This window comes from Zhongshania sp. R06B22 (assembly GCF_040892595.1).
Classification (GTDB): Bacteria; Pseudomonadota; Gammaproteobacteria; order Pseudomonadales; family Spongiibacteraceae; genus Spongiibacter; species Spongiibacter arctica.
Map to the genome: position 1 here is coordinate 2,195,852 of NZ_JBFRYB010000001.1, position 25,296 is coordinate 2,221,147.

Below are 25,296 nucleotides of genomic sequence, written 5' to 3' on the forward strand. Positions count from 1 at the left end.
CATTAATAGATCTGAATGAGAGCTGTGATGCTGGTAGCAAGTTACTTAGTTGGTTTTGATAGTAAAGACACTGTGAGGCATCTCGCGGTAGACAATATCTTGCCTGAGCAACTGCAATGCCTTGAGATACACTTATGCTCGAGAGGGTATGGTGCTGACGGGGTATCTGACATTGTCGATCTGATGCTGTTGTTTCCAGATGCCGCTGCGCCCTGCAATATTATATGTCTGCCATCTATTCCCAGCAATGTTGTGAGCCATTTATTGGCCGGTAAATCTTTGCAGGTGATGGACTTTGCCAACGGTCGAAAGTTGTCCCTGTTATACCCCATTGATCAGCAGCGCTGCGCCTAATATGGGTTATATGCAAAAGAGCCGGCCCTTAGAATCTAGGTATTACTCGGTGCATGGCCCCCAATCAACTATTCGACTTTGCCTTCAGGATCGTCGCTTGAGTTATGGCCCAAATTTTTTGGCGCAGATCCCCGATAGTATCGGTGATCGCTTGGGCAATGATTGCCGAGAAGTCTTTAGCGCTGATTTGTTGAACTATTTCATTGAGCTGGGTGAAAACCTGTCTAACTAGATTCCCTGAACTAAAACGCATCTAATTTATTAAGCGCCAAATAGTGCTGCTTAATAGCTCACCCTTGTTTATCATGTGCACTCAGATTTTTGATGGGTGGGTAGAATAGTGTCTGATTCAACGCGTCGGCCAGCATTTATTACTATGCTGGATCTGCAGAACCGTATGAATAGCAAAGTCCATAGCGATTGGATGAATCAAGGCAATGCCTGGTATCGCGCGGTTTGGATTGAGTGTGGCGAGCTTATGGATCACTACGGCTACAAGTGGTGGAAAAAGCAACAACCAGATTTGGCGCAGGTTCAGCTCGAAGTTGTCGATATATGGCACTTCGGCATGAGCGCCTTATTTAAAAAGGGCGTTAATATTGAGACGCTGGCGGATGACATACTCGTCTCTCTTGAGGGCCATATCGGGGCAGGGTTAGGCGTATTAGAAGCCACCGAGGCTTTGGCTGAATATTGTTTGCGGACTAAGGGGTTTTCGGTGCCCTTATTCTGGGACCTGATAACAGCGGCCGAACTCAGTTTTGACGACCTTTATAAACAGTACGTTGGTAAGAATGTGTTGAATTTCTTCCGCCAAGACCATGGCTATAAAGACGGCAGTTATATAAAAATATGGCTGGGCCAGGAGGACAATGTTCACTTGGTTGATATTTTAGCCAGCGCGGACATCCAATCGCTCAACTTTGCCGATGATGTTTACCAAGGTCTAGCCGCAAGATATCCAGTGTAGGTGGAGGGATAATGTCGTCAGACAAGCTTTCTACTTCAGCCTTAGCCAAGCAGGGCGAAATACCTGTTCAGCAGCTATTTTCGGTCCTTAAGGATTACGGCTGGATACGCAAAATCGATGACGGTTGGGTGCTAACTAGCAAGGGCGAGTTTGAGGGAGGAAGCTATTTAAGCAGTAAGCGCTATGGTCGTTATATTGTTTGGCCTCCAAACTTACTAGACCATCAACTATTTAAGGCGATGGAAAGTAATAAGCTATTGTCTGCAACGGCGCTAGGTCGCGTGGAAGGACTCAGCGGGCGGCAGCTTAATCGGCTATTTGTTGAGCTTGGCTGGCTGCAAGCCAGCCCCCGTGGCTGGGAACTGACGGCGGCGGGTAGTTCACTGGGTGGTCAGGTTTTTGAAAATCAGCAGAGCAGTTTGAGTTATGTCTTGTGGCCGGAAGATATCCGCGGGCGCGAGGCATATATTCGCTTACTGCAGCAGTGTCGGCTAGACGAGCAAGCTAGCGATGACTTATTTGAAGGCAAGACATCTGGCTGGGTCGCCTTGGACGGTGTGATATGTAAAAACCGTGAGCACTGGCATATTGCGCAATGGCTTTATCTAGCTGGGATTCGCTATCGTATTTATCGACCGCTTCCAGTTGATGAATTGCAAATCAGTGACTTTTATTTGCCGGGCAGCGCTGTCTGCCTTGAATACTGGGGAGCGAACGAGCATTCAGATGCTATTTCAGCGCGCATGCGCCGTGCCGAAATATACAAAGAGTTAGGTTTGGCGGTTTTGGATGTTCACCCTGAGGATATTGCCACACTCGACGATTATCTGAGTCGCCACCTGCAGCAACTTGGGGTGGACTTTTATTAATTTCACCAGTCAAAACAGCCTAGACTATCGCTAGTTAACGGCCGAACTCGATTTTTATGGCCTCTGCTAAAGCTAGATCTTTAGCGGTAAGCCCTCCAGCATCATGAGTGGTTAAGGCAATAGACACCGTTTTATAAACATTACTCCATTCGGGGTGATGATCAATTTTTTCAGCTCGAATTGCCACCCGAGTCATAAAAGAGAAGGCGCTGATAAAGTCGTCAAACTCAAGCACGCAGCATAATTTTCCGTCTGTCAGCTCCCAATCCTGCAACTGCTCAAGTGCATTGCTAATTTCTACATCGGTTAGCTTCACTGTCATAACTTGACCCTTCTTTTTAAAAATACACCAGATTCCATATGGTGAGTGTAGGGGAATTGGTCGAAAAGAGCGAAGGCTTCAACGGCATGGGTTTGGCTTAATATTTGTAAGTCTCGGTGCAACGTTTCTGGGTTGCATGAGATATACAAAATATTCGCAAAGCCACTAATGAGATGGCGAGTATTGTCGTCCAACCCAGCGCGCGGCGGGTCTACCAATACGGTATTAATGTTATAGCTGTCTAAATCTATGTGCCGTAAACGGTGGAAGACGCGTTCTTTATTAAGCGCCGAGCTAAGCTCCTCACTCGACATCCGCAATACTTCAATATTGGTCGCCTCATTGAGCGCGAAATTTTCATGGGCGGCTTTCACTGACGTTTTCGAAATTTCGGTTGCTAACACTTTTCGAAATTGCGTTGCCAGTGGGATTGTGAAATTGCCATTTCCGCAGTAAAGCTCAAGTAAATCAGCGTGGGCATTCTCCCCGGCGCGAGCTTTTGCCCAGCTAATCATTGTGGCGTTTAGTTTGCCGTTGGGCTGGGTAAACCCACCTTCATATTGATGATAGAGATAGGGTTTGTTGTCGATCTGCAGTTCTTCAAGGACATAGTCGCGATCAATAACTAATTTTTGCTTCTTGCTGCGACCAATGATTTGAATCTTCAAATTATTGGCAAGTTCTCGCGCTAGCAATTCCCATTCTTCATCTAGGCGACGGTGATATATCAGGCTTACCAGCATGTCGCCGCTTAGGGTGCTAAGAAACTCCACTTGAAAAAGCCGCTTGCTCAACGTGTCTTGGCTATTGAGCTTTTCCAGCAGTACTGGCATCAAGTCATATATAGCTTTGGAGGCGATGGCGAACTGATCTACTTTAACGGGTACTTTGGGCTCTGCAGGGTCAAACATGGCGTAGTAGGCAGAGCCTTTGTCGTGCCAGAGGCGAAACTCAGCGCGCAGCCGATAATGTACTGGTTCAGATGGAAACACCGTTGGCGTCGGCAGCGCCAAATCGCTAAATAGCTCAGCGACCGCACAGGCCTTTTTTTCTAGAATGGCGGGGTAGTTAGTAATATCGACGGGATTTAAGCTCATAGTGGGTCCGGTAATTTTTGGCGCTTTTCAGCGTGATGCGAGGCGCTTGCGATCTCGGTTCTGCCAGATACTTTCGGCGTGATCAAAGCACTGCTGTTGATCCTGCTCTGGTGAGCGCAGCTGCAGCGCGATGGCGATGGTACCCAGAATAGCTAGCCGGCCATAATCGGCCATATTGTCGTTCTGCCAAGCGTCAATAAGGTCGTCGATATTGAGTGTCTCGTGTTTTTCTTGACGTCCGTCGAGCAGCTTTGGCCATTCGGTTTCCGATAGCACGCCATCGTGAACCATTTTTATTCTACAGACGGCTTCCGGCTTGCGCTCGGCCTCACCGGCTTCGCCCTTAAATACTGCTGCGTGTGGCTGACCCAGCAACGCGGCGGCCAGTTGGTGGTTCTCGCCATATGCGGGATGGAAAATGCTTTGCAGCGAATAGGGGGCGGCAAGCGGGTTTAGTAAGCGCGACAAAGTGTGCACTGGCGAGCGTAGGCCGAATTGATTGCGCAGGTCTATCATCCGCTGCAGTGGGGGCGAAAACTTTGCCAAGGGTAGATAAGCAAAGTTAGATATTTCAAGTTTTTCACGCACTTGTTGCCAGTTGGTGGCAGGCAATTCGCCTATAGCTTCAAGGACGTGCTCACTGTAGATACGTTCGGCCGTGTGTCCGGCCGCACCGTGCATAAAAATACGTAAACCACTGTCTGCTAAGGCAAGTGCCGCAAGTAAGTACCACGGCAATTGGCGTCGTTTACCTGCGTAGCTAGCCCAGTCGAGGTCTACCGGGATGGCCGGCGCCGCGAGCGTATCTCTTACCGCATTTACAAATCCGGCAAGTTCTTCATGGCTCTCCTCTTTAACGCGAAGTAGCATGAGAAATGCCCCGAGTTGCACATCTTCAACTTCACCGCGCAGTATCATCCCCATAGCATCACGGGCTTCGACTTGCGTCAGCGAGCGTGAGCCGGTTTTGCCTTTGCCTAGAATGCGGACGTATTGCGCGAAGGGATGTTCTTGCGTCATGGTCTTGCTCATAGAGGTTTAAAGGCAGTTGTCAGGTCTGGGAAGACCTGCAATCTTACTGAGTTGTTTTGCTGGGCTACCCGGAAAATACCGCAAGAAGTAGAGACTATTTCCCTTGTCGGCACCCAGCTCAAGTTTGGCGTATTTTATCAGCGGCCGCATCGCCGGGGATAGGCCAAATTGCTGATAATACCGCTGTACGAGCGCGATGAGTTCCCAGTGTTGCTCGCTTAGGGTGATGTCGCACGTTGTTGCTAGTGCATTGGCGACCTCAGGCGACCAATCACCGAGGTTCCTCAGAAAGCCATCCTTGTCAGTGGCAATCTCTTGACCGAGTACAGTGAGGTTCGCCATGTTACCAACTTAAACACTGTGGGTGCGCTGCACATAAATCGACGAATTGTATGTAGTCCAAGGCTTTGATGTTGCTGGGCGTCTTTAGACCTCTGCGTTGAATATCGTCTAACAACACATAAACCGCAGTGCCGGTGTCGATATCACTAAATATTGACGGTGATAAAACCACAGCGTCTTCAATTAATATCAACGAGTCTGAGTTTTCAACGACGGCTTTACATCTGCTTAGGCTGTCTGGGGTATTTAGGATGTGTAGGCGCATCAAAAACTCTGTATACGGTCAGCGGTGGCCATTAATTCTTCCAGCGCGGCAGGCGAAATGGCGGCTGCGTGTGGGACTAGCTCAGCTTCGTTTATATGCCGGGTTTGCCGGTCATACTCTAAGTAATAAATACGCTCGATATCGTATAGAGGCAGGGCGTTAATTACCCCGGTATGCGGTTTTGCCTCCACACACGGCGCATCGTTGGCCACCATGAGTTGGTATATCGCATCTTGCAAAAATACGATGCTAACCTTTTGATCAAAGGCTGCCGTTGCCAAGGCCATATCGAGCGCTTCGCGTGCAAAGCTGTGCCCGTAAGCTTGGCGAGTGAATAAATAGAGAAAGTGCATCTAATTTCCAAACCGTATTACGCGATCGGCTTGTATACAGGCATCGACCCACTGGCCAAGTCCACCGATGTTAAATCCGTTGGCCATATTGTGGCCGCCAATGTCGTAGCGTTCAGCCTCTTTTTGATCGATGACGCCGCGGCGGAGAGCGCTAGATACACAAACGACTAAATCGAGTTCATGTTCCCGCTGAAAGGCTTGCCATTGGCTGGGAATAGATTTTTCGTCTTGCGGTGGGGTAATAAAACTATTTGCGCAATGTACGCCATCATTGAAAAAGAAGACACGATAGATACGATGTTCGCGTTCAATAATGGCTTTGCAAAATTGCAGGGCAGTTTTACTCGACTGATCAGAGTAGGGCTGACCCGTTATTAAAACAGCAAAACAGAGGCTCACAGGAGCCTCTGTTTAATAGATTGCGGACCGTTTTTAAGCTGGTGACTAGTCATCACCACCAAAAATGCCCAATAAATGCAGTAGGTGGACAAACAAATTATATATATCTAGATATAGGGCCACAGTAGCGCGAATGTAATTTGTTTCGCCGCCATGAATAATACGGCTAGTATCAAATAAGATCAGCCCAGACATGATGAATACTGCTGCCGCTGATATCGCTAGTGACGCTGCTGGTACCTGAAAGAATAAATTGGCAATACTTGCGACAACCATGACCAGTAGGCCAATCATCAAAAAGCCACCCAGAAATGAGAAGTCTTTACGGGTTGTGAGCACGTAAGCCGATAAGCCAAAGAATACCAAGGCAGTGCCACCCAGTGCCTGCATCACTAATTCGCCACCATTTGGCAAAGCGAGATACATCTTTAGCATGGGCCCTAAAGCCGCGCCTAAAAGCCCTGTAAAGACGAATATAGCGACAATGCCTTTACTCGAGTCTGCGGTTTTATTCACCACAAACAGCATTACAAAGCCTAGGATCATAAGGACAAGACCGGTACCGTGGCCGATATTCATTGCCATAGCTAGCCCGGCACACATTGCGCTAGTGACCAGAGTCATGCCCAGAAGCATATAAGTGTTGCGAAGGACCTTGCTAGTTTCCAAGGCGGCCAACGGCTGTGCGTGTGCCTGAAAGACCGATTTATCTTGCATGTCTTACTCCATTTATTGCGAAACAAAGATGGTGTGAATAAAGGTGACGTAATTTGTACTTATCATACTGGGTGTGGAGTGACTTGCAAAGGAAGATCGGACGGTGTCGAAGGGGGATAAAAAGTGGCGGAGGGGCAGGGATTCGAACCCTGGGTCGGGATAAACCGACGCCGGTTTTCAAGACCGGTGCAATCGACCACTCTGCCACCCCTCCGCGGAATCGAGGATTATACATAGCTTGAGTTGTGAAACAAGCGGTAATATAAAAAAGACTTATAAATCAGGTTGATGTGGGCGTAATTGAATAATTTTTAAGCAATTAAAGCCCAGCTTTTAGCTGGGCTTTAATTGCTTGTGAACAAACGTCTGCATCTAGCTACGCGGATCGTTCGCTGCTCGCGGCATCTGCGGACGGTTTGGATCCGGCTGGGCCACAACACTGGCGTCTAGCGCCGGTGGCATTGGCTTGGCGGTGTTGATCTGTATATTTTTAACCGGCTGCGGTGCGATGCGTGGATCATTTACTGCACGTCCAAGTGGCTTTGCTTGCTCCACAGTGGGGGCTGCAACTGGCTCCGCTGTTTTCGCTGGGGCAGGCTTTATCGCTGGAGCTGCTTCTGGCACTTCAATTGCCGCTTCTTTAGCTTTCGTCTCAACAGCTGCGGGCACGGCTTCTTCTGATACCGGGGTTTGCTGCTCCTCTGTTACAGGGGATTTAGCTACGCTATCGTTGATAGCTTCGATGGGCGCAGTAACTCCTTCTGGGGCTGCTGCGTTCTCGATGTGGGCGGCTTCACTTATGTCAGCCTTGGCTGGCGACGCTACCGTTTCTTCTCGCGGAGTCGCAGTCAGATCAGTCTGTGGTGTTTTTGTTTCTACCACTGCTTCTGGGGCCTTGGTTTCAGGTGCTGCTGTTTCCGGTGCGATAGCATCAGATTTGCTTTCGGTGACTTGTTTAGGCTCTGCATTGCTAGCGCTTGTTTCGCTATTGTCGCGATTCCGGTTGCGGTTGCCTGAACGAGAAGGCCTGTTATTCCCTTGCTCGGCTTTGATTGGCGCTTCAGCTCCATTGCTAGCTACTTGCTCAGCAGGATTACTTGCTTCTGCGCTAGCCGTATCTTCTTCAGTAACTGGCGCAGGAGTCCGTTTGCGCTCTTGAGAATTGCGCGGTTTACGGTTGCCTGGGCGACGCTTAGGTCTATTGCTGGTTTCGTTGCTGGTGCTCTGCTCAGGGCTAGTTGCATTAGCTTCTATTTCTACTGCCGCTTCAGGTTTCGCAGTGGAATCTGATTTATTCGCACGATTGTCTGTCACGCGATTGTCTTCACGTGGCCCACGTTGATCGGGGTTGCGACGGTTTCTGCCGCCGCGGTTGTTATTGCGATTGCCTGAGCGATTATTGCTGTTGCGAGTATTGTTGCTGCGTGGCCGGGGTGCTGGAGTAGGCTCTGGTTCCGGCTCTGGTTCCGCGGTCTTAAATAAGTCGCTAAAGGCCTTGCCCAATTTACTAAAGAAGCTTTCGCCGCTTTCAACTGGCTTGGCGTTAGTCTCTACTTTTACGTTGCTGGTTTCGGTGGCAACGGGAGCTTTAGGTGCCAGAGTACGAACGACGGCGGCAGGTACTGGGTTGCTGGTAGCAACTTCGTCCAACGCCTCAGCCTGGGCTTCAAGGTCAGAGACTATTTTATAGCTAATCTCACTTTCGTCGCCAATGTCACTTTCACGCAAGCGCATAACTTCAAAGTGCGGTGTGTCTAGTGCTGGTGTTGGAATAACGACAACGCGCACGCCGCTGCGTTGTTCAACGTCATAAATCGCGGTGCGCTTCTCGTTTAATAGGTAAGAGGCGACATTTACCGGCACAATTACCCGAATTTCAGCGCTCTTCTCTTTGTTGGCCTCTTCTTCGACCAGGCGCAAAATGGAGAGGGCTAGTGAGTTAGTGTCGCGGATAGTGCCTTGACCGCTGCAGCGCGGACAGACCTTGGCGCTGGTTTCGCCAAGGGATGGGCGTAAACGTTGGCGAGACATTTCTAGCAAACCAAAGCGCGAGATGCGGCCAATCTGGATGCGGGCGCGGTCTGGTTCCATGGCATCGCGTACGCGATTTTCTACTTCACGTTGGTTTTTTGCCGCCAGCATGTCAATAAAATCGACAACAATCAGGCCGCCAATATCGCGCAGACGCAGCTGGCGAGCGATTTCGTCAGCTGCTTCAAGATTGGTCTGCAGAGCGGTTTCTTCTATATCGCCGCCTTTGGTTGCGCGGGCAGAGTTAATGTCGATAGAAACCAAGGCTTCAGTTGGGTCGATAACGATTGAACCGCCCGAGGGCAATTGCACTTCGCGCTGAAAGGCAGACTCGATCTGGCTTTCAATTTGGTAGCGGTTGAAAAGGGGAACTTGATCTTTATACAGCCGAATCTTGTTTTTGAAGTGCGGCATAACCTGCTCAACAAAATGCATTGCTTCGTTGTAGGATTCTTCCTCATCAATGAGAACTTGGTCGATATCATCGCGCAAATAGTCTCGGATAGCGCGGATAATGACGTTGCTTTCCTGCAAGATCAGGATAGGTGCTTTGCGCTCTTCAGAGGCTTGTTTGATGGCGGACCAGAGGTGCAGAAGGTAGTCTAAATCCCACTGCAGCTCTTCGGAGCTACGGCCAACACCGGCGGTGCGAACAATCACGCCCATAGTGTCGGGTATGTTTATTGAGCTTAAGGCGTCACGTAATTCCGTGCGTTCGTCACCTTCGATGCGACGAGAGATACCACCCGCGCGCGGATTGTTTGGCATTAGCACCATGTACCGGCCTGCAAGGCTGATAAAGGTGGTTAATGCCGCGCCTTTATTGCCACGCTCTTCCTTTTCGACCTGGACAATGACTTGAGTGCCTTCTTTGACAAGATCTTTGATCTTGGCACGGCCGCCGCTGACATCGGAAGGGTTGCGGTAGAAGTATTCTTTAGAAATCTCTTTGAGGGGGAGGAAGCCGTGACGCTCGGCGCCAAAATCAACGAAGGCGGCTTCTAAGCTAGGTTCTACGCGGGTAATTGTGCCCTTATAGACGTTGGCTTTCTTCTGTACGCGTGTACGATTTTCTATGTCCAGATCAAATAAGCGTTGGCCGTCAACGAGGGCAACGCGCAACTCTTCTGGTTGAGTCGCGTTAATAAGCATTCTTTTCATGAGCTAAAAATCCCAAAAGCCGGGATTTGTCGCGCCACTCGTGCGATCGAGCATCTTTAAGCGGTCTGATGTACGCTGCAGTACCTTGTGGGCTTAGCAGTATTTTATGCTGCGCTGCACGGATACATCATTGTGGCCTGTAACCTGGCCGTTATGTTCCAGTTCGCTAGGGTTGGTGTTTTTACAGCCCCGCGCTGGGCGTCTTTCATCTATTACTGTTGGGCGCTTAATTCACTGCGCCAGTATTGGTAACGTTCTTTACGTCGCTTTCTCAGAGTTCTTTCACAGCCGTGGTGTAAACAAATATCGGCAGTACTGTTAATTAATGTACCGACACTGCGTTAGAATGCCGCCGGTACACTGCTGTTCACTGATGGAAACAAGGCTATGCGTGAAATCCGCAGCCTTTACCTTAGTAGATGGCCAGCGGTCTTCCCTCACGTCACAGCCATGCTGTGGCGGGAACCGGACCCGGTAACTACCGGGCGACTATATCAGTATTCAATAACTAACTCAATGAGTTACGGGAGTGTAAGTGAGTTCAGAAACTGTCATCAACCCAACGGTGCGCTTGGTGACTGTCGAAGCTGATTATGCCGGGCAGCGAATCGATAATTTCTTAATGCGCGAGTTAAAAGGTGTCCCTAAGTCGCGGATTTATAACCTTTTGCGTCGCGGTGAGGTCAGGCTCAACAAGTCTAGAGTTAAGCCTGATCAAAAATTGGCCTTTGGTGATGTGGTGCGTGTTCCACCGGTAAGGGTGGCCGTCAGGGAGGGGGTGGTAGTTCCCGGTGGCTTGGATTCAAGTCTGCGATCCGCCATTCTTTATGAGGATGATGGCTTATTAATCATTAATAAGCCATCTGGTTTGGCGGTTCACGGTGGTAGCGGTATTTCCCTTGGCTTAATCGAAGCCCTGCGGCAAATGTATCCTGAACAGCGACGGTTGGAGTTGGTTCATCGCCTGGATCGCGATACCTCTGGCTGCGTGATGGTGGCCAAGAAGCGCAGCGTGTTAAAACAGCTCCATGAGCTATTAAAGGCGCGCAAGGGTGTCGATAAACGCTATTTAGCTTTGGTTGGCGGTAAGTGGCCGGTGAGAAAGCAGCAAGTGAACGCGCCACTGCAAAAAAATGTCCTCAACTCCGGTGAAAGAATGGTGCGTGTTGAGCTGGAGGGTAAAAAGTCGCTTACCGAATTTACATTGATAAAGCGGGTGGCCGGTGCGAGCTTAATTGAGGCTCGGCCAGTCTCCGGTAGAACTCATCAGATTAGGGTTCACTGCCAATATGCTGGCTATCCAATACTCGGTGACGACAAATACGGCGACGACGCGGCAAATGCTAATTTCAAGAGCTTGGGCTTAAAGCGACTCTTTCTCCATGCTCACTCCCTGTCGTTTATATTGGATGGTCGGCGTATTAATGTGACGGCACCGCTGCCAAAGGATCTAGAAAGCGTCTTAGATATTGCTGGTAGTGAACTGTAATGCTTGTAATTTTTGATTGGGACGGCACTATTATAGACTCCAGCGACAAGATCGTTACCTGCATGCAGCAGGGGGCGAAGAACTTCGGTATCGAAGCGCGTGATGCGGAGGAGATCCGCAATATTATTGGTCTAGAGCTAAGTCTGGCGATTGCGCATTTGTACCCAGAGCTTAATAAGCTGGCGGTTGAAGAGATGCGCGCGTGCTATGTCCAGTGCTTTATCGAGGCGGATAGGCAGCCGTGCCAATTATTTTCAGGGGTAGAGGCAACCCTTTATGCGCTAAAGAGTGCGGGGCATGATTTGTGCGTGGCAACCGGTAAAAGTCGTAGAGGACTGGATCGAGTGTTTGCAGGTCTGGGAATCAGCGCGCTGTTCAGTGGGAGCCGCTGCGCTGATGAAACCGCCTCGAAACCGGATCCGCTGATGCTGCAACAGTTGTGTCGCGAGCGCGGGATAAATCCCAGTGATGCGGTCATGGTGGGGGATACGGAGTACGACTTAGAAATGGCGAGTCGAATCGCCATGCCTTGCATTGGTGTTTCTTATGGTGTTCACAGCGTGGAGCGATTAATGCGCTGGAAGCCGCTGTCGGTAGTGGATGAGTTTTCGATGTTGCTGCCCGTGCTTGAGTTGCACCAGCGGCCGCGGCTAGATCACTGATAGACCTTCGTTGCGTAAAAACTCACATAGTTTTATCAAAGGTAGGCCAATCAGTGAATTTGGGTCTTCGCTGCGTATGCGTTTGAATAGGCTAATGCCCAAGCCTTCCATTTTAAAGCTGCCTGCGCAGTCAAAGGCTGGCTCCTTCGTTATATAGGTGCTGATTTCTTGGGAGCTTAGCGCGCGAAATTCTACTAGCACGCGCTCTGTGTAGATTTGTAGTTTATTATTTGTAGTGTTTAGAACGCACAGCCCAGTATGAAAGATCACTTCCCGGCCGGAGCACAGTGTTAATTGTTGCTTTGCCGTTTCCGCGTTACCTGGCTTGCCAAGGATGGCGCCGTCGACGTCACACACTTGGTCACCCGCGATAATAATCGAAGCATGGTGAGCTTTCGCCACCGCGCGGGCTTTCTCTGCGCTCAATCGACTTGCCAGGGCCTCGGCGGGTTCGAGTGGCTTTGGTGTTTCATCAATGTCTGGCGCTATACATAGCGGATGCAAGCCTATCTGATTAAGTAGCTGTAATCGGTATTTAGAGCTTGAGGCTAATATGAGGGTGTTAGCTGATTGGTCGCTGGGCGCCATTTCCTTAATTCCTGTATTACTGGCTTGCATGTTTAGAATTGGTTTTGCGCGGTGTTGCCGTTTCTTGCGATATTGCCCCGTGGTATTTTGGGGCAAACACAAGGTGTAGTGCTTTTTGTCCCTAAGCCCCCAATAATACGGGTGTTTTTGCTTTGACAATAGTCTGCGAAGTCCCTATGATTGCGCGCCTATGCAAAGACAGCCCCTGCCCAAGTTTGTAGATGCTCGTAAATTTGTTGTTTCAGGTATGGAGATTCATGCCTATCGACAAGTTGAGGGACTCGATCGTTTCGTTGCCGGCCTCGCCAATAGCCGCGGCTCGGTAGATGTCGATTTACGTTTTTTTAGAGATGAGCAGGGGTTTAAGTGTATACAGGGTAACGCGGTTGCGCAGGTTGAAGTTCTTTGTCAGCGCTGTTTAAACCCGATGCCTATATGCATTGAAGCTGAATTTAATTTAGCTATCGTGTGGACGGATGAGCAGGCCAAGGCGTTGCCAAAGTCATTAGACCCTTTGATTTTGGAGGAAGAAAGTCTAGTGCTTGCTGATTTGCTGCAAGAAGAGCTAATCATAAATACTCCCTTCGTTAGTTTTCACAGCGAAGAGTGTCGTGATTTTGTACCTGAGCCGGAGCCGGTTGAGGTCGTTCGCGACGTAGAGGAAGGTGGTAAGCCGTTTGCTATTTTGGGGCAACTAAAGCCCCGCGATTAATCTTAAGTACGAGGAATTTTTAGGCCATGGCTGTTCAAAAAAGTAAAGTCACCCGTTCACGTCGCGGTCAGCGTCGTTCACATGATTCATTGACTGGCGCAACGCTATCTGTTGATCAAACTAGCGGTGAGAAGCACCTGCGCCACAATGTTACTGCGGATGGTTTCTTTCGCGGTCGCAAAGTTGTTGCCGGTAAAGACGACTAAGTATTTGCGTGGCATCGCTGCGATTAGCCGTTGATGCAATGAGCGGAGACCTCGGTCTTCGCTCATCTATTTCTGCCTCCTTAAATGCGCTGAACCAGAATTCAGCTCTTCATATATCTTTGGTTGGTGATGAGCCTGCCATTCGTCTTGCGCTCGCCGAAAAAACCTACGACGCTACTCGCTTGCAAATTTGTCATAGCCCCGACGTTGTGGCAATGGACGATATTCCGTCTAAAACTCTTAGATATAAGAAAAACTCCTCGATGTACCGCGCCCTTGAGCTATTGCGTGACGGCGACGTTGCGGCGGTTGTGAGTGCTGGCAATACCGGCGCTTTAGTCGCAATGAGTTGTATTATATTAAAACGTCTACCGGGCGTTAGTCGCCCAGCTATTTGTGCTCCGGTCCCCGCTCGTAATGGCTATACCTTTATGTTGGATCTCGGCGCTAATATTACTTGCGACGCCGAACAGCTTTATCAATTTGCGCTTATGGGGTCGGCTTTGTCTAAGGCCTTAGACGGTCATAAAGCGCCACGTCTGGCCTTGTTAAACGTCGGTGCTGAGTTGATGAAAGGTACGTCGCTTGTTAAAGAAGCCGCCGAGCTGATTTCTGCTGATTCACGGTTGAATTATGTTGGCTTCGCCGAGGGCAACGATATTTTTTCAGACCAGATTGACGTCATGGTTTGTGATGGCTTTGTCGGTAACGTCGCGCTTAAGGTCTGTGAAGGCACGGCTAATTTTATTCGCGATCAGTTAAAAGCCAGATTCAAACAAAGCCTATATGGCAAATTGACAGGGCTGCTGGTGAAGCCGGTATTAAGTGGCTTTCAGCAAGATATAAATCCGGAGCGTTATAACGGCGCGGTCTTATTAGGATTGAATGGCGTTGTTATAAAAAGTCATGGCGGCTCTGGTGTTGAGAGTTTTGAGTCGGCAATTCATCAAGCCGCGAGAGCCGTTCGCAGTGAGTTAACACAATTAATTGCAGCTCAAATAAATACCACGGAATCATAAAAACTCGATATTAATAAAGGAATAGCTAATGGATACTCAGCAACTTGCACTGGTTTTCCCCGGCCAGGGTTCTCAGAAAGTCGGTATGCTGGCCGAACTTGGTGAGTCATTTAGTATTGTTAAAAACACATTCGCCGAAGCATCTGACGCCCTTGGTTATGATATGTGGGATTTGGTGCAGAACGGTGAGCAAGCTCAGCTCAATCTCACTGAAACGACCCAGCCCGTATTGTTGACTGCAAGTGTGGCGGTCTGGCGTTTATGGGGTGAGCAGGGTGGTTTAAGGCCATCACTATTAGCGGGTCATAGCCTAGGTGAGTTTTCAGCCTTAGTGTGCGCCGGCGCTATCGAATTTGCTGATGCAGTGCGTTTAGTGCGCTCGCGCGGCCAATATATGCAAACAGCGGTGCCTGTTGGTGAGGGCGCGATGGCTGCGGTGCTGGGTTTGGATGACGCGCAAATTGTACAGATTTGTGCAGAGGCGGCGGCAGGCACTGGGGTGGTAGAGGCGGTAAATTTTAACTCGCCTGGGCAGGTTGTTATCGCTGGTCAAGTTGCCGCCGTGGACAAGGCCATTGAGCTATTAAAAGCGGCGGGTGCGAAACGCGCCATGCCCTTACCCGTGAGCGCACCTTTCCATACCTCATTGATGCGTCCAGCAGGTGAGAAGTTAGCTTTGGCATTGGCTGATATTACTGTGCGGCAACCAAGTATTCCGGTGGTTCACAATGTCCACGGCAAAACAGAATCAGATCCTGGCGCAATTAAAGCGCTATTAGTTGAGCAGATTTACAGTGCGGTTAAATGGGTAGATTGCGTTGAGACCATGGTCTCGGCAGGGATTAACACCACGATTGAGTGCGGCCCAGGAAAAGTTCTCAGTGGTTTGAATAAGCGCATTAATAAATCACTAAATGGCCTCAATATTGAATCGCCGGCGAGTTTAGCCGCGGCCTTGGATTTCATACGCTAATTTATTTGTTTGGCGAAGTAGATTAATAAGGAGTTTTATTATGACTGCAAAAATTGCATTAGTTACTGGCGCTAGCCGCGGGATAGGGCAGGCCATCGCTATAGCCGTTGGGGAATTGGGCTATCTGGTTGTTGGTACGGCGACATCACAAGCGGGTGCGGATGCCATCACTGCACATTTCAGTGAGGCCGGTGTCGAGGGTGTCGGCATGATGCTCAATGTGTCAGATACCGCCTCAGTAGATGCTGTGGTTAAATCTATTAATGAGCAGTTTGGGGCGCCGTCGGTATTGATTAACAATGCCGGTATTACTAAAGATAATATTATGCTTCGCATGAAAGAGGAGGAGTGGTACGACGTTATCGATACCAATCTGAACTCACTCTATCGTTTAAGTAAAGCCTGCTTGCGCGGTATGACTAAAGCGCGCTGGGGTCGTATCGTTAATGTCAGCTCTGTCGTAGGAGCGATGGGGAATGCGGGGCAAACTAACTACGCTGCCTCAAAAGCGGGTATGGATGGATTTACGCGTGCTTTGGCGCGCGAAATTGGATCACGGGCAATCACCGTGAATGGTGTCGCGCCCGGTTTTATTGATACCGATATGACCAAGAAATTGGGTGATGAGCAGCGCAATGCGCTAAAAGCACAGATTCCATTGCAGCGTCTCGGCAGTCCAGAAGAAATTGCCGCGGTTGTCGCATTTTTAGTTAGCGACGCTGCAGCCTACGTTACCGGCGAGACTATCCATGTTAACGGCGGCATGTATATGGCGTAAACATATGTTTCGGAAGGAATTACTCTTCTTAAGCGTGAATTTTTCATATTTTTCTATGCACAAGCGGTGTCAGTCGCGGTAGAATGTGCGCATAAGTGCTGGCAGTATGAAACACGGTTTCGGCGGCTGCGCTTTTGTACGGGGTTTTGTCCCTTGGCAAAATATAAAGCAGGCCCAAAATTTTAATTTTAATTAGGAGTCACCAACGACCATGAGTAGCATTGAAGAGCGCGTCAAAAAGATTGTTGCAGAGCAACTTGGTGTTAAAGAAGAAGATGTGTCAGAGTCTGCATCATTCGTAGAAGACCTGGGCGCGGATTCTCTGGATACTGTTGAACTGGTAATGGCACTTGAAGAGGAATTTGAGACTGAGATTCCTGATGAAGAAGCTGAAAAAATCACTACTGTTCGTTTAGCTATTGATTACATCAAAGAAAACCTACAGTAAGCAGTGAAGTAACGGCCTAGCCGTTTAAAAAGCCGTTTCTATGTAATGTAGTGCGGCTTTTTTTATGCCTGAATATGCCATCCGTAGTATGAATATTACGTATGTAGTGCATGAAAGGAGATCGGGAGGGGTTTATGTCTAAAAGAAGAGTCGTCGTTACCGGCATGGGTATCATCAGTCCGCTAGGGAATTCGGTGGCAGAGACCTGGCGAAACATTTTGGCGGGTAAGAGTGGTATTACAACCATAGACCGCTTTGATGTGTCGCAGTTTGCCACCCGTATTGGTGGCGCTATCAAGAACTTCGATATTGCTGATTATATGGCGGCCAAAGAAGCCAAGCGCTTCGATCCTTTTATACATTATGGCGTTGCAGCAGCAGAGCAGGCTCTATCTGATTCTGGCATAGAGGTGACAGACGCGAATGCCCACCGAATTGGCACTGCGATAGGTTCAGGTATTGGCGGCATCGGATTAATTGAGCATAGCCGAGTAGTCATTGATAAAAGTGGCCCGCGCAAGTTATCGCCGTTTACTGTGCCCGGCGCCATTATTAATATGGTGGCCGGTGTTTTGGCCATTAAGCATAATCTGCAGGGCCCCAGTATTGCGATAAGCACCGCGTGTACCACTGGCACCCACAATATTGGTATGGCCGCGAGAATGATTGCCTACGGCGATGCTGATGCGATGTTGGCGGGCGGTGCCGAAATGGCGACTACTCCGGTTGGCATCGGTGGTTTTGCTGCCGCACGGGCGATGTCAACGCGGAATGATGATCCTCAGGGAGCGAGTCGCCCCTGGGACAAGCAGCGTGATGGCTTTGTCTTGGGCGATGGCGCCGGCATGCTGATGCTGGAAGAGTACGAATTCGCCAAGCGCCGCGGCGCTCATATTCATGCTGAATTACTCGGTTTTGGTATGAGTTGTGATGCTTTTCATATGACGTCGCCGCCTGAAGATGGGCGCGGCGCCCAGGCAGCGATGCAAAGTGCGCTCAATGACGCCGCCTTAAACGCAGATCAGATCGATTATATTAATGCCCATGGCACGTCAACGCAGGCGGGTGATGTTGCTGAAAGCAAAGCGATCGAGCAATTGTTGGGCTCGGCGGCTGCTAAAGTGGCCGTAAGTTCTACCAAGTCTATGGTCGGACATTTGCTGGGCGCCGCCGGCGCCGTCGAGGCGATTTTCTCGATCTTGGCGCTTCGTGATCAAGTGGCCCCCCCCACCATAAATCTAGAAGAGCCTGATGAGGGCTGTAATCTTAATTACGTCGCCAATATTTCTCAGCCCCGAAAGATTACTTGTGTGCTTTCTAATTCCTTTGGTTTTGGTGGTACTAATGGCAGCTTACTGTTCGGTAATTTGCGAAATTAATGGCAAGCAATGCAGTGCTAAGCATAGTAAATGGTCAGTTTTGCGATCTGGTTTCAGCGAGTAACCGCGGCTTAGCGTATGGTGATGGCGTATTTGAGACGATTCTCGTCCGTGATTGCCAGCCATTATGGCTAGAGGACCACCTCGCTCGGCTTGCCTGCGGAGCGAAGCGGCTAAATATACCCTGTGACACCTCTCAAATAAGGCGAGATTGTTCGCTACTATTAGCGGGCCTAAATAATACCGGTGCGGCCGTTTTGAAAGTGGTGTTAACAAGGGGGGCTGTTGCGCGGGGTTATACGCCTTATGCTGCAGAGTCTGATCGTATCCTCAGCGTTTCTACTTACACGCAATGTTGTCAATCATGGGATGACGGGATAGCCTTGGGTCTTTGCCAGGCCCAGCTTTCCGCTCAGAAGCGTTTAGCGGGAATTAAGCATTTAAATCGTTTGGAACAAGTGCTAGCAGCAGAAGAGCTACATAGACGCGGCTATCATGAAGGCTTGATGATGCAGGACGGTTTAATTATTGAGGGCAGTCGCAGCAACGTTTTTTTAGTGCTTGACGGCAAATTGTTCACGCCGTCTTTGAGCCGCTGCGGGGTTGAGGGTGTTATGCGCCAGCGTGTTTTGGCGCGCGCAGAGCAATTAGGAATTAGTGTTAATATAAGAGAGTTTGGCGTGTCCTTATTGCAGCGCGCCGAAGAGGTGTTTGTGTGTAATAGTGTTTTCGGAATTTGGCCGGTTAATAAAGTTGAGTGTATGCATAAGCAAATAGGGCCGGTAAGCCGCCTATTACAGCGGGAGTTTCACAGTTATTTCTATATTTAAGTTATTTAAGGCCGCTTTAGCGTTAATTTTTCCGCTCATTATCATGGTGCTTGTCGGAATCTGGTATCTCGATGACTATTTAGATCGTGAGCTCCCCTTGGCTGAGCCCACTGCCGTGTTTGTCTTAGAGCCGGGTACTGGCTTTTCCGCGATGGTCAATCAGTTTAAGCAGCTCGGCTGGATAGAAAATCCGCAGGTGCTCAAGCTGTATGGCCGTCTCAATCCGGCCATCACGCATATAAAAGCGGGAGAGTATCTATTTGAGCACGGAGTATCGCTGGCGGAGAGCTTAGAGTTATTGCGCGAGGGTGATGTTGTTCGTCATCAGCTAACACTGCTTGAAGGCTGGACTGTAGATCAAATACTCTCACACTTAGCAAATCAACCCTTGCTGGGGAAGGAGTCGCTGCAGAACGACGCTAATATATGGCAGTCACTTGGAATTGATGAGCCGTTTTCGCTTTTACCGGAAGGTCTGTTCTTCCCTGATACCTACGATTATCATCGTGATGATTTGCCCAGCAGTGTTCTGCTGCGTGCTTATAAGCGTATGCAGCGTGTTTTAAATGATGAGTGGGAAGCGCGGGATGTCGGGCTTCCCTACGAAAATGCATACCAAGCATTGATCATGGCATCCATTATTGAAAAGGAAACCGGCGTGCCAGAAGAGCGCGCCGAAATTGCTGGGGTATTTGTGCGTAGGTTGAGGCTTGGTATGCGCTTGCAAACTGATCCTACTGTGATTTATGGATTAGGAGCGGCTTACAGCGGTAATTTGCGGCGTTCACACTTGCGCGATGAGTCCAATATTTATAATACCTACCGTCAGGATGGCCTACCACCAAGTCCAATTGCCTCGGCGGGCCGGGAGGCAATCCATGCTGCCTTGCATCCAGCCGAGGGTGAGGCAATCTTCTTTGTGGCGAAGGGGGATGGTAGTCATTATTTTTCAGTTACTCTCAAGGAACATGAGGCAGCGGTAAAGCGCTATCAACTTAGCCAGCGCCGAGCAGATTATCGCTCTGCGCCACCTGCCTCGGAGAAATAAATGAGCGAGCAAGTAAGAGGCCGTTTTATTACGGTTGAGGGCACCGAGGGTGTCGGTAAATCTACTAATATTGCCTTTATTCAAACTTTGCTCGATGACGCTAACATTCCCCATATAGTTAGTAGAGAGCCGGGCGGCACGCCCTTGGCAGAAGAAATCCGCAATGTTTTAGTGGTGCCGCGTGACGAGGCGATGTGCGAACTCTCCGAGTTGTTGCTGGTGTTTGCTGCGCGTGCTCAGCATTTAAAGACCTTAATAGAGCCGGCTTTGGAGCAAGGGATTTGGGTGCTGTGTGATCGCTTTACTGATGCGACCTTTGCTTATCAGGGGGGCGGACGAGGAATATCTGTCGATCTTATCAGTCAATTACAAGATTTGGTGCAGGGGCGCGTGCGCCCCGACTGCACTTTGCTGCTTGACGCGCCGGTCGATGTCGGTATGGCACGGGCTGGAGCGCGTGGTGCGCTTGATCGTTTCGAGCAAGAAAAACAGACATTTTTTGAAAAGGTTCGCGGTGCTTATTTACAGCGTGTCGAGCAGGAGCCAGACCGTTTTGCGGTGGTTGATGCCAGTGCTGATCTAAACACCGTTCAGGCCAACATAGCGCAGGCTTTAATCGCTCAAATTGATTTGTACAACGGCGGTCGACATGGCTGAGCCGCTGGTTGCGTATTCGTGGCAAATGAGCCAGTGGCAGCATTTGCAACAGTTAATAGAATCTGGCCGTCTACCTCATGCCTTATTATTAGTCGGACCGGATTCGATAGGTAAGCTGCGTTTTGCGAAAGCCCTTGCGGGCTATTTGCTGTGTGAATCTCCCGGCCAACTTGCGGCCTGTGGTCATTGCCGCAGTTGCCATTTTCAAATAGACGCCAGTAATCCGGATTATCGTGAGATTTGTCCCGATGAAGGCAAGCGTCAGATAGGGATAGATCAAGTGCGCAGCTTGCTGAATTTTTCAGGACAACATGCGCACCGCGATAACGGTAAAAAAATCGTCGTTATTCATCCCGCAGAGGCGATGAATGTGTTTACCGCCAATGCGCTCTTAAAAACCTTAGAAGAGCCCAATGCGGGCACAGTTTTAATATTGGTGAGTCACAGTAGTAGTCAATTATTGCCAACGATACGATCGCGCTGCGTTCAGTTGCGTTTTGGGGTGCCAGATGCCGCGCTCGCAGAGTCATGGTTGCGTGATTATGTTGGCGACGGCGAGCTAAGCAAGACTTTGTTAAGAGAGGTTGGCGGCCGGCCCTTAGCGGCGCGGCAAACCTTTGACGATGACGGTTTGGCCGTTCGTCAAAGCTTTGACTCGGCGCTGACCGAACTGTTTGAAGGCCAGAAAACAGCGCTGCAAGTCGCCGAGGAATTACTTGATAAAGATATACTGCAGGTGCTGGATTGGTGGTGTAGACGACTGATGGATTTATCACGTCATCAGCTGGCGTCTCATGCCTTAGCGGCGGAAAGTTGGCAGCGATTTAAGGTTCTGCCGCCTGCGTTGGTCATGCAAACATTGCAGCGCGGCTTAGAATTACGATCAGGATTCAGTCGGGGTGTGGCATTAAATAAGCGCCTAGTGTTAGAAACTCTCTTTCTTGAATGGGTGGCGCTATGCCAGCGTAATGCGGCATCATAAGAGCTTGCTATATTGAGTAGTGTTGCTGAAATTGGCTATAAGTAAATGGATGTGAGTAAGTGGGGTTGAATATATGAGCGGTGCGCAGGGTGCACGTAACGGTATTTTGTCTCTTACTATTAGAGATAAGGCCGTTCTCTATGCGGCGTATATGCCATTTATAGTCGATGGCGGTTTGTTTGTGCCTACCACTAAGTCCTACCAAGTGGGTGATGAAGTGTTCATGCTACTTACCTTGATGGACGAGCCAGAAAAACTCCCGATTGCTGGCAAAGTCGTATGGATCACTCCCCGCGGTGCGCAGAGCAACCGAGCGGCGGGTATTGGCGTGCAGTTTATTGGTGGTGACGGCGTTGCCAATAAAAAAATCGAGTCGTATCTTGCTGGTATTCTTGAGTCAGACAAACCCACGCATACCATGTAAACCATCACAGGCCGATTCAGGCCTGTATTTAAATTATTAAAAACGGAAGCCTCATGCTTGTAGACAGCCATTGTCATCTTGATCGCATTGATCTGAAACCCTATGGCGGTGACTTAGATTTAGCCATTCAGGCGGCGACGGAACGCGGCGTGTCGAAAATGCTGTGTATTGGTATCGACTTAGGTAATGCGCCTGCCGTGGTCGCGATCGCCGAACGATTCCCGCAAATATACGCCTCCGTGGGTGTGCACCCCCTCGATATTAGCGATGAGATCTGTTCAGTGCAGACGCTGACGGAGCTGGCAGACCATCCCAAGGTCGTTGCCATCGGTGAAACTGGCTTGGATTATTATTACAGCAGTGAGCGAAAAGTGGATCAGCAGCGCAGTTTTGCCCAGCATCTGCAGGTGTCGGCTGTGTGCGGTAAACCAACGATAGTCCATACCCGCGATGCCCGTGAAGATACCTTGGCGATTATTGCTGAGCATGGGTCTCCTCAAGTAGGCGGGGTTTTGCATTGCTTTACTGAATCTTGGGAAATGGCGGAAGCCGCGATGGCAATGGGTTACTACATTTCCTTTTCCGGCATTATCACGTTTAAAAATGCCAACGAGCTGCGCGAGGTCGTTCGCCGTGTTCCCATTGAGCGTTTGCTGGTCGAGACCGATTCCCCGTATCTCGCGCCGGTGCCATACCGCGGCAAGAAAAACGAGCCTAAATATGTTGTTGAAGTGGCCGAGTGTGTCGCGGAGTTAAAGGGCTTGTCTTACGAGGATGTATTACGCCACACCACCCAAAACTTTGAACGTCTGTTTCCCTTAGCAAAATAGTCCCAAGCCTGGATGAGTAGTCCTTTCCGCCCTAGGAGGTAGTGCATTGAGCACAGAAAATTTATTAACCACCCCGTTAAATGCGCTTCATCGCGAGCTTTCTGCAAAAATGGTGCCCTTTGCGGGCTACGATATGCCAGTGCAATACCCCTTGGGTGTGCTTAAAGAACATTTGCATGTGCGCGCTGCAGCGGGTGTGTTTGACGTTTCCCATATGGGTCAAATTCGCGTGAGTGGCGAGAATGTCGCGGCTGAATTAGAAAAACTAATGCCGCAGGATGTCTTGGGTCTACCCCTTAATCGGCAGCGCTATGGCCTGCTGACGAATGAGCAGGGCGGTATTCTGGATGATTTGATGTTTGCTAATTGTGGTGATTACTTTCTTTTAATTGTGAATGCTGCCTGCAAGCATCAAGATTTTGCGTGGCTGCGCAAACATTTACCGGCCAGCGTCGAGATGGAGATGCTCGAGGATCAGGGTTTGCTGGCATTGCAGGGACCGAAGGCGCGCCAGGTCTTGTCGCGTTTCGCGGCTGAGACGGCAGCAATGGTGTTTATGGATACCGCAAACTGCACGATAGACGGTATTGAGTGTTGGCTAAGTTGCTCGGGCTACACTGGCGAAGACGGATTTGAAATTTCTGTAGCGCCAGAAAAGGCCGAGGCGCTAGCGCGCATTCTGCTGGCTCAATCCGAAGTCGAATTTATTGGCCTGGGCGCAAGAGATTCACTGCGGCTAGAGGCCGGCTTGTGTCTTTACGGACACGATATGAATGACACCATCAGTCCTATTAGAGCTAATTTGCTGTGGTCGATTTCAAAAGCTCGGCGACCGGATGGCGCGCGCAGCGGCGGTTATCCCGGTGCAGATGTCATTGCCCAGGAGTTAAATGACGGCGTAGCAGAAAAGCGGGTCTTGATTGATGTGGAGGGCAGGGCGCCGGTGCGCGAAGGCGCCGATATTGTCACCGCCAGTGGTGATATTGTCGGGCGGGTGAGCAGTGGGGGCTTTGGTCCCAGTGTTGGGCGGCCAATTGTCATGGCCTATGTATCGACTGCAACCCTTAAAGCACAGAAGCCATTATTTGCCAGTGTGCGGGGCAAGCAATTGCCGGTGATGTTCAGGCCTTCACCTTTTGTAGAGCAGCGCTATTATCGCGGTTAGCCATTGTGAGGAAGGTGCTGTGAGTAAACCTTTTACAACATCGATTATCGAAGGTTTTTATGGGCGCGAGTGGACTTGGGCGCAGCGTTTCAGCTTGCCGGCTCTCGTTGCGAAATGGCAATACAGCAGCTACATCTACGCGCCAAAGGGTGACGCCAGTTTAAGAAATAATTGGGCGCAGCCCTTTGAGCCAAGCCATAGAGTTAATTTAGAGAACCTTGGAGCAAGCTGCCACGCGTCTGGTTTAGGTTGGGGTTTGGGTTTGTCTCCCGTTGGTTTGCAGGCAAATTATGGCGCGAGTGACAGGCGGCTATTAAAAGATAAAGTCGCTGAAATTCAAGAGCTTAATTTAGATGTATTATGGATTTTATTCGATGATCTGCCGGCGGGAAATCCGCAGTTAGCGCAGAATCAAATCGCCGTGGTTAATGATGTTAAACAGCAATTGCCCGGTGTTCAGCTGGCAATGTGCCCAAGCTATTACAGTTTTGATCCAATACTTGAAGACTTGTTTGGTAAGTGCCCAGACCATTATTTTAGTGATCTGAATGCTGGGCTTACTCAGGATATTGATCTGCTGTGGACGGGTAATAGAGTCATCAGTGATGGTTATACCGGCGATGATTGCCAGCGCGCTGCAGAGTTGCTGGGAAGGAAGCCACTAATTTGGGATAACTATCCCGTCAATGATGGCCGTAAAACCAGCCGTTTTCTGCATTTGGCGCCGTTTACTGGCCGCTCGTCAGAGATGGCTCAGTGGTGTCGCGGTCACGCCGTTAATCCCATGAATCAATTTCATTTATCCATGTTGGTCCTGCCAACGCTGGCAGCCGTCTATACTAGCAAAGCCAGCTACAATCCTGATCTTGCGTTTAAGGCTGCTCTTGCTGGATTGCCGGCGCAGTTGAGGGAGTTAATGTTGCGAGATGCGTTACTCTTTCAAGAAAAAGGCCTAGACGGCATCACTGCAGGCGAGAAGGCCGAGCTGGTAAATAGTTACCGTAAAATAGCCCATCCTCTGGCCGCTGAAGTTTGCGAGTGGCTGGATGAGGGCTATCGTTTTGACCCCGCTTGTTTGACTGATTAAATAACGGCGGAGCTTGCCAATATTTTGCTAATACGGTAGTTTTAGCACCCAATGTTTACATGGTAAACATAAAAGTATGGCAAATGCCGCCGCCACAACTCAATTTG

At 49.7% G+C, this 25,296-nt stretch carries 31 protein-coding genes and 1 tRNA gene; 21 read left to right on the forward strand and 11 right to left on the reverse strand.

Translation table 11 applies throughout. The features are described from left to right. Positions 1-27: 27 nt before the first annotated feature. The 4 genes from AB4875_RS10000 (at position 28) to AB4875_RS10015 (ending at position 2,193) form a co-directional block, all read left to right on the forward strand. A complete protein-coding gene (locus AB4875_RS10000; protein ID WP_368375918.1) occupies positions 28-354 on the forward strand; it encodes a hypothetical protein in 327 nt (108 codons plus the stop codon). Positions 355-451: 97 nt separating this feature from the next. Beyond that, positions 452-586, forward strand: coding sequence for a hypothetical protein (locus AB4875_RS10005; RefSeq protein WP_368375919.1), 135 nt, complete (start codon positions 452-454; stop codon positions 584-586). 144 nt (positions 587-730) lie between these two features. Continuing rightward, a complete protein-coding gene (locus tag AB4875_RS10010) occupies positions 731-1,324 on the forward strand; it encodes a dUTP diphosphatase (protein ID WP_368377070.1) in 594 nt (197 codons plus the stop codon). An 11-nt stretch (positions 1,325-1,335) separates the two neighbouring features. Next, positions 1,336-2,193, forward strand: a complete 858-nt coding sequence (locus AB4875_RS10015; protein WP_368375920.1) for a hypothetical protein — start codon at positions 1,336-1,338, stop codon at positions 2,191-2,193. A gap of 34 nt (positions 2,194-2,227) precedes the next feature. Here AB4875_RS10015 and AB4875_RS10020 read toward each other — a convergent pair whose 3' ends face one another. The 10 genes from AB4875_RS10020 to rne form a co-directional block, all read right to left on the reverse strand. Then, complete coding sequence (locus AB4875_RS10020) at positions 2,228-2,515, reverse strand: 4a-hydroxytetrahydrobiopterin dehydratase (protein ID WP_368375921.1); 288 nt, start codon at positions 2,513-2,515, stop codon at positions 2,228-2,230. Beyond that, complete coding sequence (trmA, locus tag AB4875_RS10025; protein WP_368375922.1) at positions 2,512-3,612, reverse strand: tRNA (uridine(54)-C5)-methyltransferase TrmA; 1,101 nt, start codon at positions 3,610-3,612, stop codon at positions 2,512-2,514. Before trmA ends, AB4875_RS10020 begins: the two co-directional genes overlap by 4 nt. Positions 3,613-3,639: 27 nt before the next feature. After that, positions 3,640-4,632 (reverse strand): glycosyl transferase family protein, encoded by a 993-nt coding sequence (locus tag AB4875_RS10030; protein WP_368375923.1) that lies wholly within the window; start codon positions 4,630-4,632, stop codon positions 3,640-3,642. Positions 4,633-4,650: 18 nt separating this feature from the next. Next, positions 4,651-4,986, reverse strand: coding sequence for a TusE/DsrC/DsvC family sulfur relay protein (locus AB4875_RS10035; RefSeq protein ID WP_368375924.1), 336 nt, complete (start codon positions 4,984-4,986; stop codon positions 4,651-4,653). A gap of 1 nt (position 4,987) precedes the next feature. Next, complete coding sequence (gene tusB / locus AB4875_RS10040) at positions 4,988-5,251, reverse strand: sulfurtransferase complex subunit TusB (RefSeq protein WP_368375925.1); 264 nt, start codon at positions 5,249-5,251, stop codon at positions 4,988-4,990. Then, positions 5,251-5,604: a DsrE family protein gene (locus tag AB4875_RS10045; RefSeq protein ID WP_368375926.1), complete on the reverse strand. Its 354-nt coding sequence runs from the start codon at positions 5,602-5,604 to the stop codon at positions 5,251-5,253. The genes tusB and AB4875_RS10045 overlap by 1 nt, the downstream gene beginning before the upstream one ends. Continuing rightward, positions 5,605-6,003, reverse strand: coding sequence for a sulfurtransferase complex subunit TusD (gene tusD / locus AB4875_RS10050; protein ID WP_368375927.1), 399 nt, complete (start codon positions 6,001-6,003; stop codon positions 5,605-5,607). It lies immediately after the preceding gene. A gap of 45 nt (positions 6,004-6,048) precedes the next feature. Beyond that, positions 6,049-6,720 carry a Bax inhibitor-1/YccA family protein gene (locus tag AB4875_RS10055; RefSeq protein WP_368375928.1) on the reverse strand — a complete coding sequence of 224 codons (672 nt, stop codon included), beginning with the start codon at positions 6,718-6,720 and terminating at the stop codon, positions 6,049-6,051. A gap of 124 nt (positions 6,721-6,844) precedes the next feature. Then, a tRNA-Ser gene (locus AB4875_RS10060) sits at positions 6,845-6,934 on the reverse strand. Between the two features lie 158 nt (positions 6,935-7,092). Then, positions 7,093-9,912, reverse strand: coding sequence for a ribonuclease E (rne, locus tag AB4875_RS10065; RefSeq protein WP_368375929.1), 2,820 nt, complete (start codon positions 9,910-9,912; stop codon positions 7,093-7,095). A 535-nt stretch (positions 9,913-10,447) separates the two neighbouring features. Here rne and rluC point away from each other — a divergent pair. Next, entirely contained in the window at positions 10,448-11,401 is a 954-nt protein-coding gene (gene rluC, locus AB4875_RS10070) for a 23S rRNA pseudouridine(955/2504/2580) synthase RluC (protein WP_368375930.1), read from the forward strand. Then, positions 11,401-12,063, forward strand: a complete 663-nt coding sequence (locus AB4875_RS10075; RefSeq protein WP_368375931.1) for an HAD family hydrolase — start codon at positions 11,401-11,403, stop codon at positions 12,061-12,063. Before rluC ends, AB4875_RS10075 begins: the two co-directional genes overlap by 1 nt. Here the strand turns inward: AB4875_RS10075 and AB4875_RS10080 are convergent. After that, positions 12,052-12,651: a Maf family protein gene (locus AB4875_RS10080; RefSeq protein ID WP_368375932.1), complete on the reverse strand. Its 600-nt coding sequence runs from the start codon at positions 12,649-12,651 to the stop codon at positions 12,052-12,054. The two genes, AB4875_RS10075 and AB4875_RS10080, sit on opposite strands and share 12 nt — an antisense overlap. A 190-nt stretch (positions 12,652-12,841) precedes the next feature. On the opposite strand from AB4875_RS10080, the gene AB4875_RS10085 reads away from it, so the two are divergent. The 15 genes from AB4875_RS10085 (at position 12,842) to AB4875_RS10155 (ending at position 25,189) form a co-directional block, all read left to right on the forward strand. Next, positions 12,842-13,363: a YceD family protein gene (locus tag AB4875_RS10085; protein ID WP_368375933.1), complete on the forward strand. Its 522-nt coding sequence runs from the start codon at positions 12,842-12,844 to the stop codon at positions 13,361-13,363. 26 nt (positions 13,364-13,389) lie between these two features. Continuing rightward, positions 13,390-13,569: a 50S ribosomal protein L32 gene (rpmF, locus tag AB4875_RS10090; RefSeq protein WP_368375934.1), complete on the forward strand. Its 180-nt coding sequence runs from the start codon at positions 13,390-13,392 to the stop codon at positions 13,567-13,569. Between the two features lie 8 nt (positions 13,570-13,577). Continuing rightward, entirely contained in the window at positions 13,578-14,588 is a 1,011-nt protein-coding gene (gene plsX / locus AB4875_RS10095; protein ID WP_368375935.1) for a phosphate acyltransferase PlsX, read from the forward strand. Positions 14,589-14,616: 28 nt separating this feature from the next. Beyond that, complete coding sequence (gene fabD / locus AB4875_RS10100) at positions 14,617-15,561, forward strand: ACP S-malonyltransferase (protein ID WP_368375936.1); 945 nt, start codon at positions 14,617-14,619, stop codon at positions 15,559-15,561. 40 nt (positions 15,562-15,601) lie between these two features. Then, entirely contained in the window at positions 15,602-16,339 is a 738-nt protein-coding gene (fabG, locus tag AB4875_RS10105) for a 3-oxoacyl-ACP reductase FabG (RefSeq protein ID WP_368375937.1), read from the forward strand. A gap of 211 nt (positions 16,340-16,550) precedes the next feature. Continuing rightward, on the forward strand, positions 16,551-16,787 hold the full coding sequence (gene acpP / locus AB4875_RS10110) for an acyl carrier protein (RefSeq protein WP_103684682.1): 237 nt from the start codon (positions 16,551-16,553) through the stop codon (positions 16,785-16,787). Positions 16,788-16,921: 134 nt separating this feature from the next. Then, complete coding sequence (gene fabF, locus AB4875_RS10115; RefSeq protein ID WP_368375938.1) at positions 16,922-18,166, forward strand: beta-ketoacyl-ACP synthase II; 1,245 nt, start codon at positions 16,922-16,924, stop codon at positions 18,164-18,166. 14 nt (positions 18,167-18,180) lie between these two features. Then, a complete protein-coding gene (pabC, locus tag AB4875_RS10120; protein ID WP_368375939.1) occupies positions 18,181-18,996 on the forward strand; it encodes an aminodeoxychorismate lyase in 816 nt (271 codons plus the stop codon). Positions 18,997-19,039: 43 nt separating this feature from the next. Then, positions 19,040-20,044 (forward strand): endolytic transglycosylase MltG, encoded by a 1,005-nt coding sequence (gene mltG, locus AB4875_RS10125; protein ID WP_368375940.1) that lies wholly within the window; start codon positions 19,040-19,042, stop codon positions 20,042-20,044. Beyond that, a complete protein-coding gene (gene tmk / locus AB4875_RS10130) occupies positions 20,045-20,701 on the forward strand; it encodes a dTMP kinase (RefSeq protein WP_368375941.1) in 657 nt (218 codons plus the stop codon). Then, positions 20,694-21,683, forward strand: a complete 990-nt coding sequence (locus AB4875_RS10135) for a DNA polymerase III subunit delta' (protein ID WP_368375942.1) — start codon at positions 20,694-20,696, stop codon at positions 21,681-21,683. The genes tmk and AB4875_RS10135 overlap by 8 nt, the downstream gene beginning before the upstream one ends. A 73-nt stretch (positions 21,684-21,756) precedes the next feature. Beyond that, positions 21,757-22,107 carry a PilZ domain-containing protein gene (locus AB4875_RS10140; RefSeq protein ID WP_368375943.1) on the forward strand — a complete coding sequence of 117 codons (351 nt, stop codon included), beginning with the start codon at positions 21,757-21,759 and terminating at the stop codon, positions 22,105-22,107. 53 nt (positions 22,108-22,160) lie between these two features. After that, positions 22,161-22,937 carry a TatD family hydrolase gene (locus AB4875_RS10145; protein WP_368375944.1) on the forward strand — a complete coding sequence of 259 codons (777 nt, stop codon included), beginning with the start codon at positions 22,161-22,163 and terminating at the stop codon, positions 22,935-22,937. A 46-nt stretch (positions 22,938-22,983) separates the two neighbouring features. Continuing rightward, complete coding sequence (gene gcvT, locus AB4875_RS10150; RefSeq protein WP_368375945.1) at positions 22,984-24,102, forward strand: glycine cleavage system aminomethyltransferase GcvT; 1,119 nt, start codon at positions 22,984-22,986, stop codon at positions 24,100-24,102. A gap of 19 nt (positions 24,103-24,121) precedes the next feature. Further along, a complete protein-coding gene (locus AB4875_RS10155; protein ID WP_368375946.1) occupies positions 24,122-25,189 on the forward strand; it encodes a beta-N-acetylglucosaminidase domain-containing protein in 1,068 nt (355 codons plus the stop codon). The last annotated feature ends 107 nt before the right edge of the window (positions 25,190-25,296 follow it).

Bases quoted from the DNA above. Each gene is read 5' to 3' on its own strand.
- AB4875_RS10000 (WP_368375918.1), top strand. From the start codon at position 28: ATGCTGGTAGCAAGTTACTTAGTTGGTTTTGATAGTAAAGACACTGTG.
- AB4875_RS10010 (WP_368377070.1), top strand. From the start codon at position 731: ATGCTGGATCTGCAGAACCGTATGAATAGCAAAGTCCATAGCGATTGG.
- AB4875_RS10015 (WP_368375920.1), top strand. From the start codon at position 1,336: ATGTCGTCAGACAAGCTTTCTACTTCAGCCTTAGCCAAGCAGGGCGAA.
- AB4875_RS10020 (WP_368375921.1), bottom strand. From the start codon at position 2,515: ATGACAGTGAAGCTAACCGATGTAGAAATTAGCAATGCACTTGAGCAG.
- trmA (WP_368375922.1), bottom strand. From the start codon at position 3,612: ATGAGCTTAAATCCCGTCGATATTACTAACTACCCCGCCATTCTAGAA.
- AB4875_RS10030 (WP_368375923.1), bottom strand. From the start codon at position 4,632: ATGACGCAAGAACATCCCTTCGCGCAATACGTCCGCATTCTAGGCAAA.
- AB4875_RS10035 (WP_368375924.1), bottom strand. From the start codon at position 4,986: ATGGCGAACCTCACTGTACTCGGTCAAGAGATTGCCACTGACAAGGAT.
- tusB (WP_368375925.1), bottom strand. From the start codon at position 5,251: ATGCGCCTACACATCCTAAATACCCCAGACAGCCTAAGCAGATGTAAA.
- AB4875_RS10045 (WP_368375926.1), bottom strand. From the start codon at position 5,604: ATGCACTTTCTCTATTTATTCACTCGCCAAGCTTACGGGCACAGCTTT.
- AB4875_RS10055 (WP_368375928.1), bottom strand. From the start codon at position 6,720: ATGCAAGATAAATCGGTCTTTCAGGCACACGCACAGCCGTTGGCCGCC.
- rne (WP_368375929.1), bottom strand. From the start codon at position 9,912: ATGAAAAGAATGCTTATTAACGCGACTCAACCAGAAGAGTTGCGCGTT.
- AB4875_RS10075 (WP_368375931.1), top strand. From the start codon at position 11,401: ATGCTTGTAATTTTTGATTGGGACGGCACTATTATAGACTCCAGCGAC.
- AB4875_RS10080 (WP_368375932.1), bottom strand. From the start codon at position 12,651: ATGGCGCCCAGCGACCAATCAGCTAACACCCTCATATTAGCCTCAAGC.
- AB4875_RS10085 (WP_368375933.1), top strand. From the start codon at position 12,842: ATGCAAAGACAGCCCCTGCCCAAGTTTGTAGATGCTCGTAAATTTGTT.
- rpmF (WP_368375934.1), top strand. From the start codon at position 13,390: ATGGCTGTTCAAAAAAGTAAAGTCACCCGTTCACGTCGCGGTCAGCGT.
- fabD (WP_368375936.1), top strand. From the start codon at position 14,617: ATGGATACTCAGCAACTTGCACTGGTTTTCCCCGGCCAGGGTTCTCAG.
- fabG (WP_368375937.1), top strand. From the start codon at position 15,602: ATGACTGCAAAAATTGCATTAGTTACTGGCGCTAGCCGCGGGATAGGG.
- acpP (WP_103684682.1), top strand. From the start codon at position 16,551: ATGAGTAGCATTGAAGAGCGCGTCAAAAAGATTGTTGCAGAGCAACTT.
- fabF (WP_368375938.1), top strand. From the start codon at position 16,922: ATGTCTAAAAGAAGAGTCGTCGTTACCGGCATGGGTATCATCAGTCCG.
- mltG (WP_368375940.1), top strand. From the start codon at position 19,040: ATGGTGCTTGTCGGAATCTGGTATCTCGATGACTATTTAGATCGTGAG.
- tmk (WP_368375941.1), top strand. From the start codon at position 20,045: ATGAGCGAGCAAGTAAGAGGCCGTTTTATTACGGTTGAGGGCACCGAG.
- AB4875_RS10135 (WP_368375942.1), top strand. From the start codon at position 20,694: ATGGCTGAGCCGCTGGTTGCGTATTCGTGGCAAATGAGCCAGTGGCAG.
- AB4875_RS10140 (WP_368375943.1), top strand. From the start codon at position 21,757: ATGAGCGGTGCGCAGGGTGCACGTAACGGTATTTTGTCTCTTACTATT.
- AB4875_RS10145 (WP_368375944.1), top strand. From the start codon at position 22,161: ATGCTTGTAGACAGCCATTGTCATCTTGATCGCATTGATCTGAAACCC.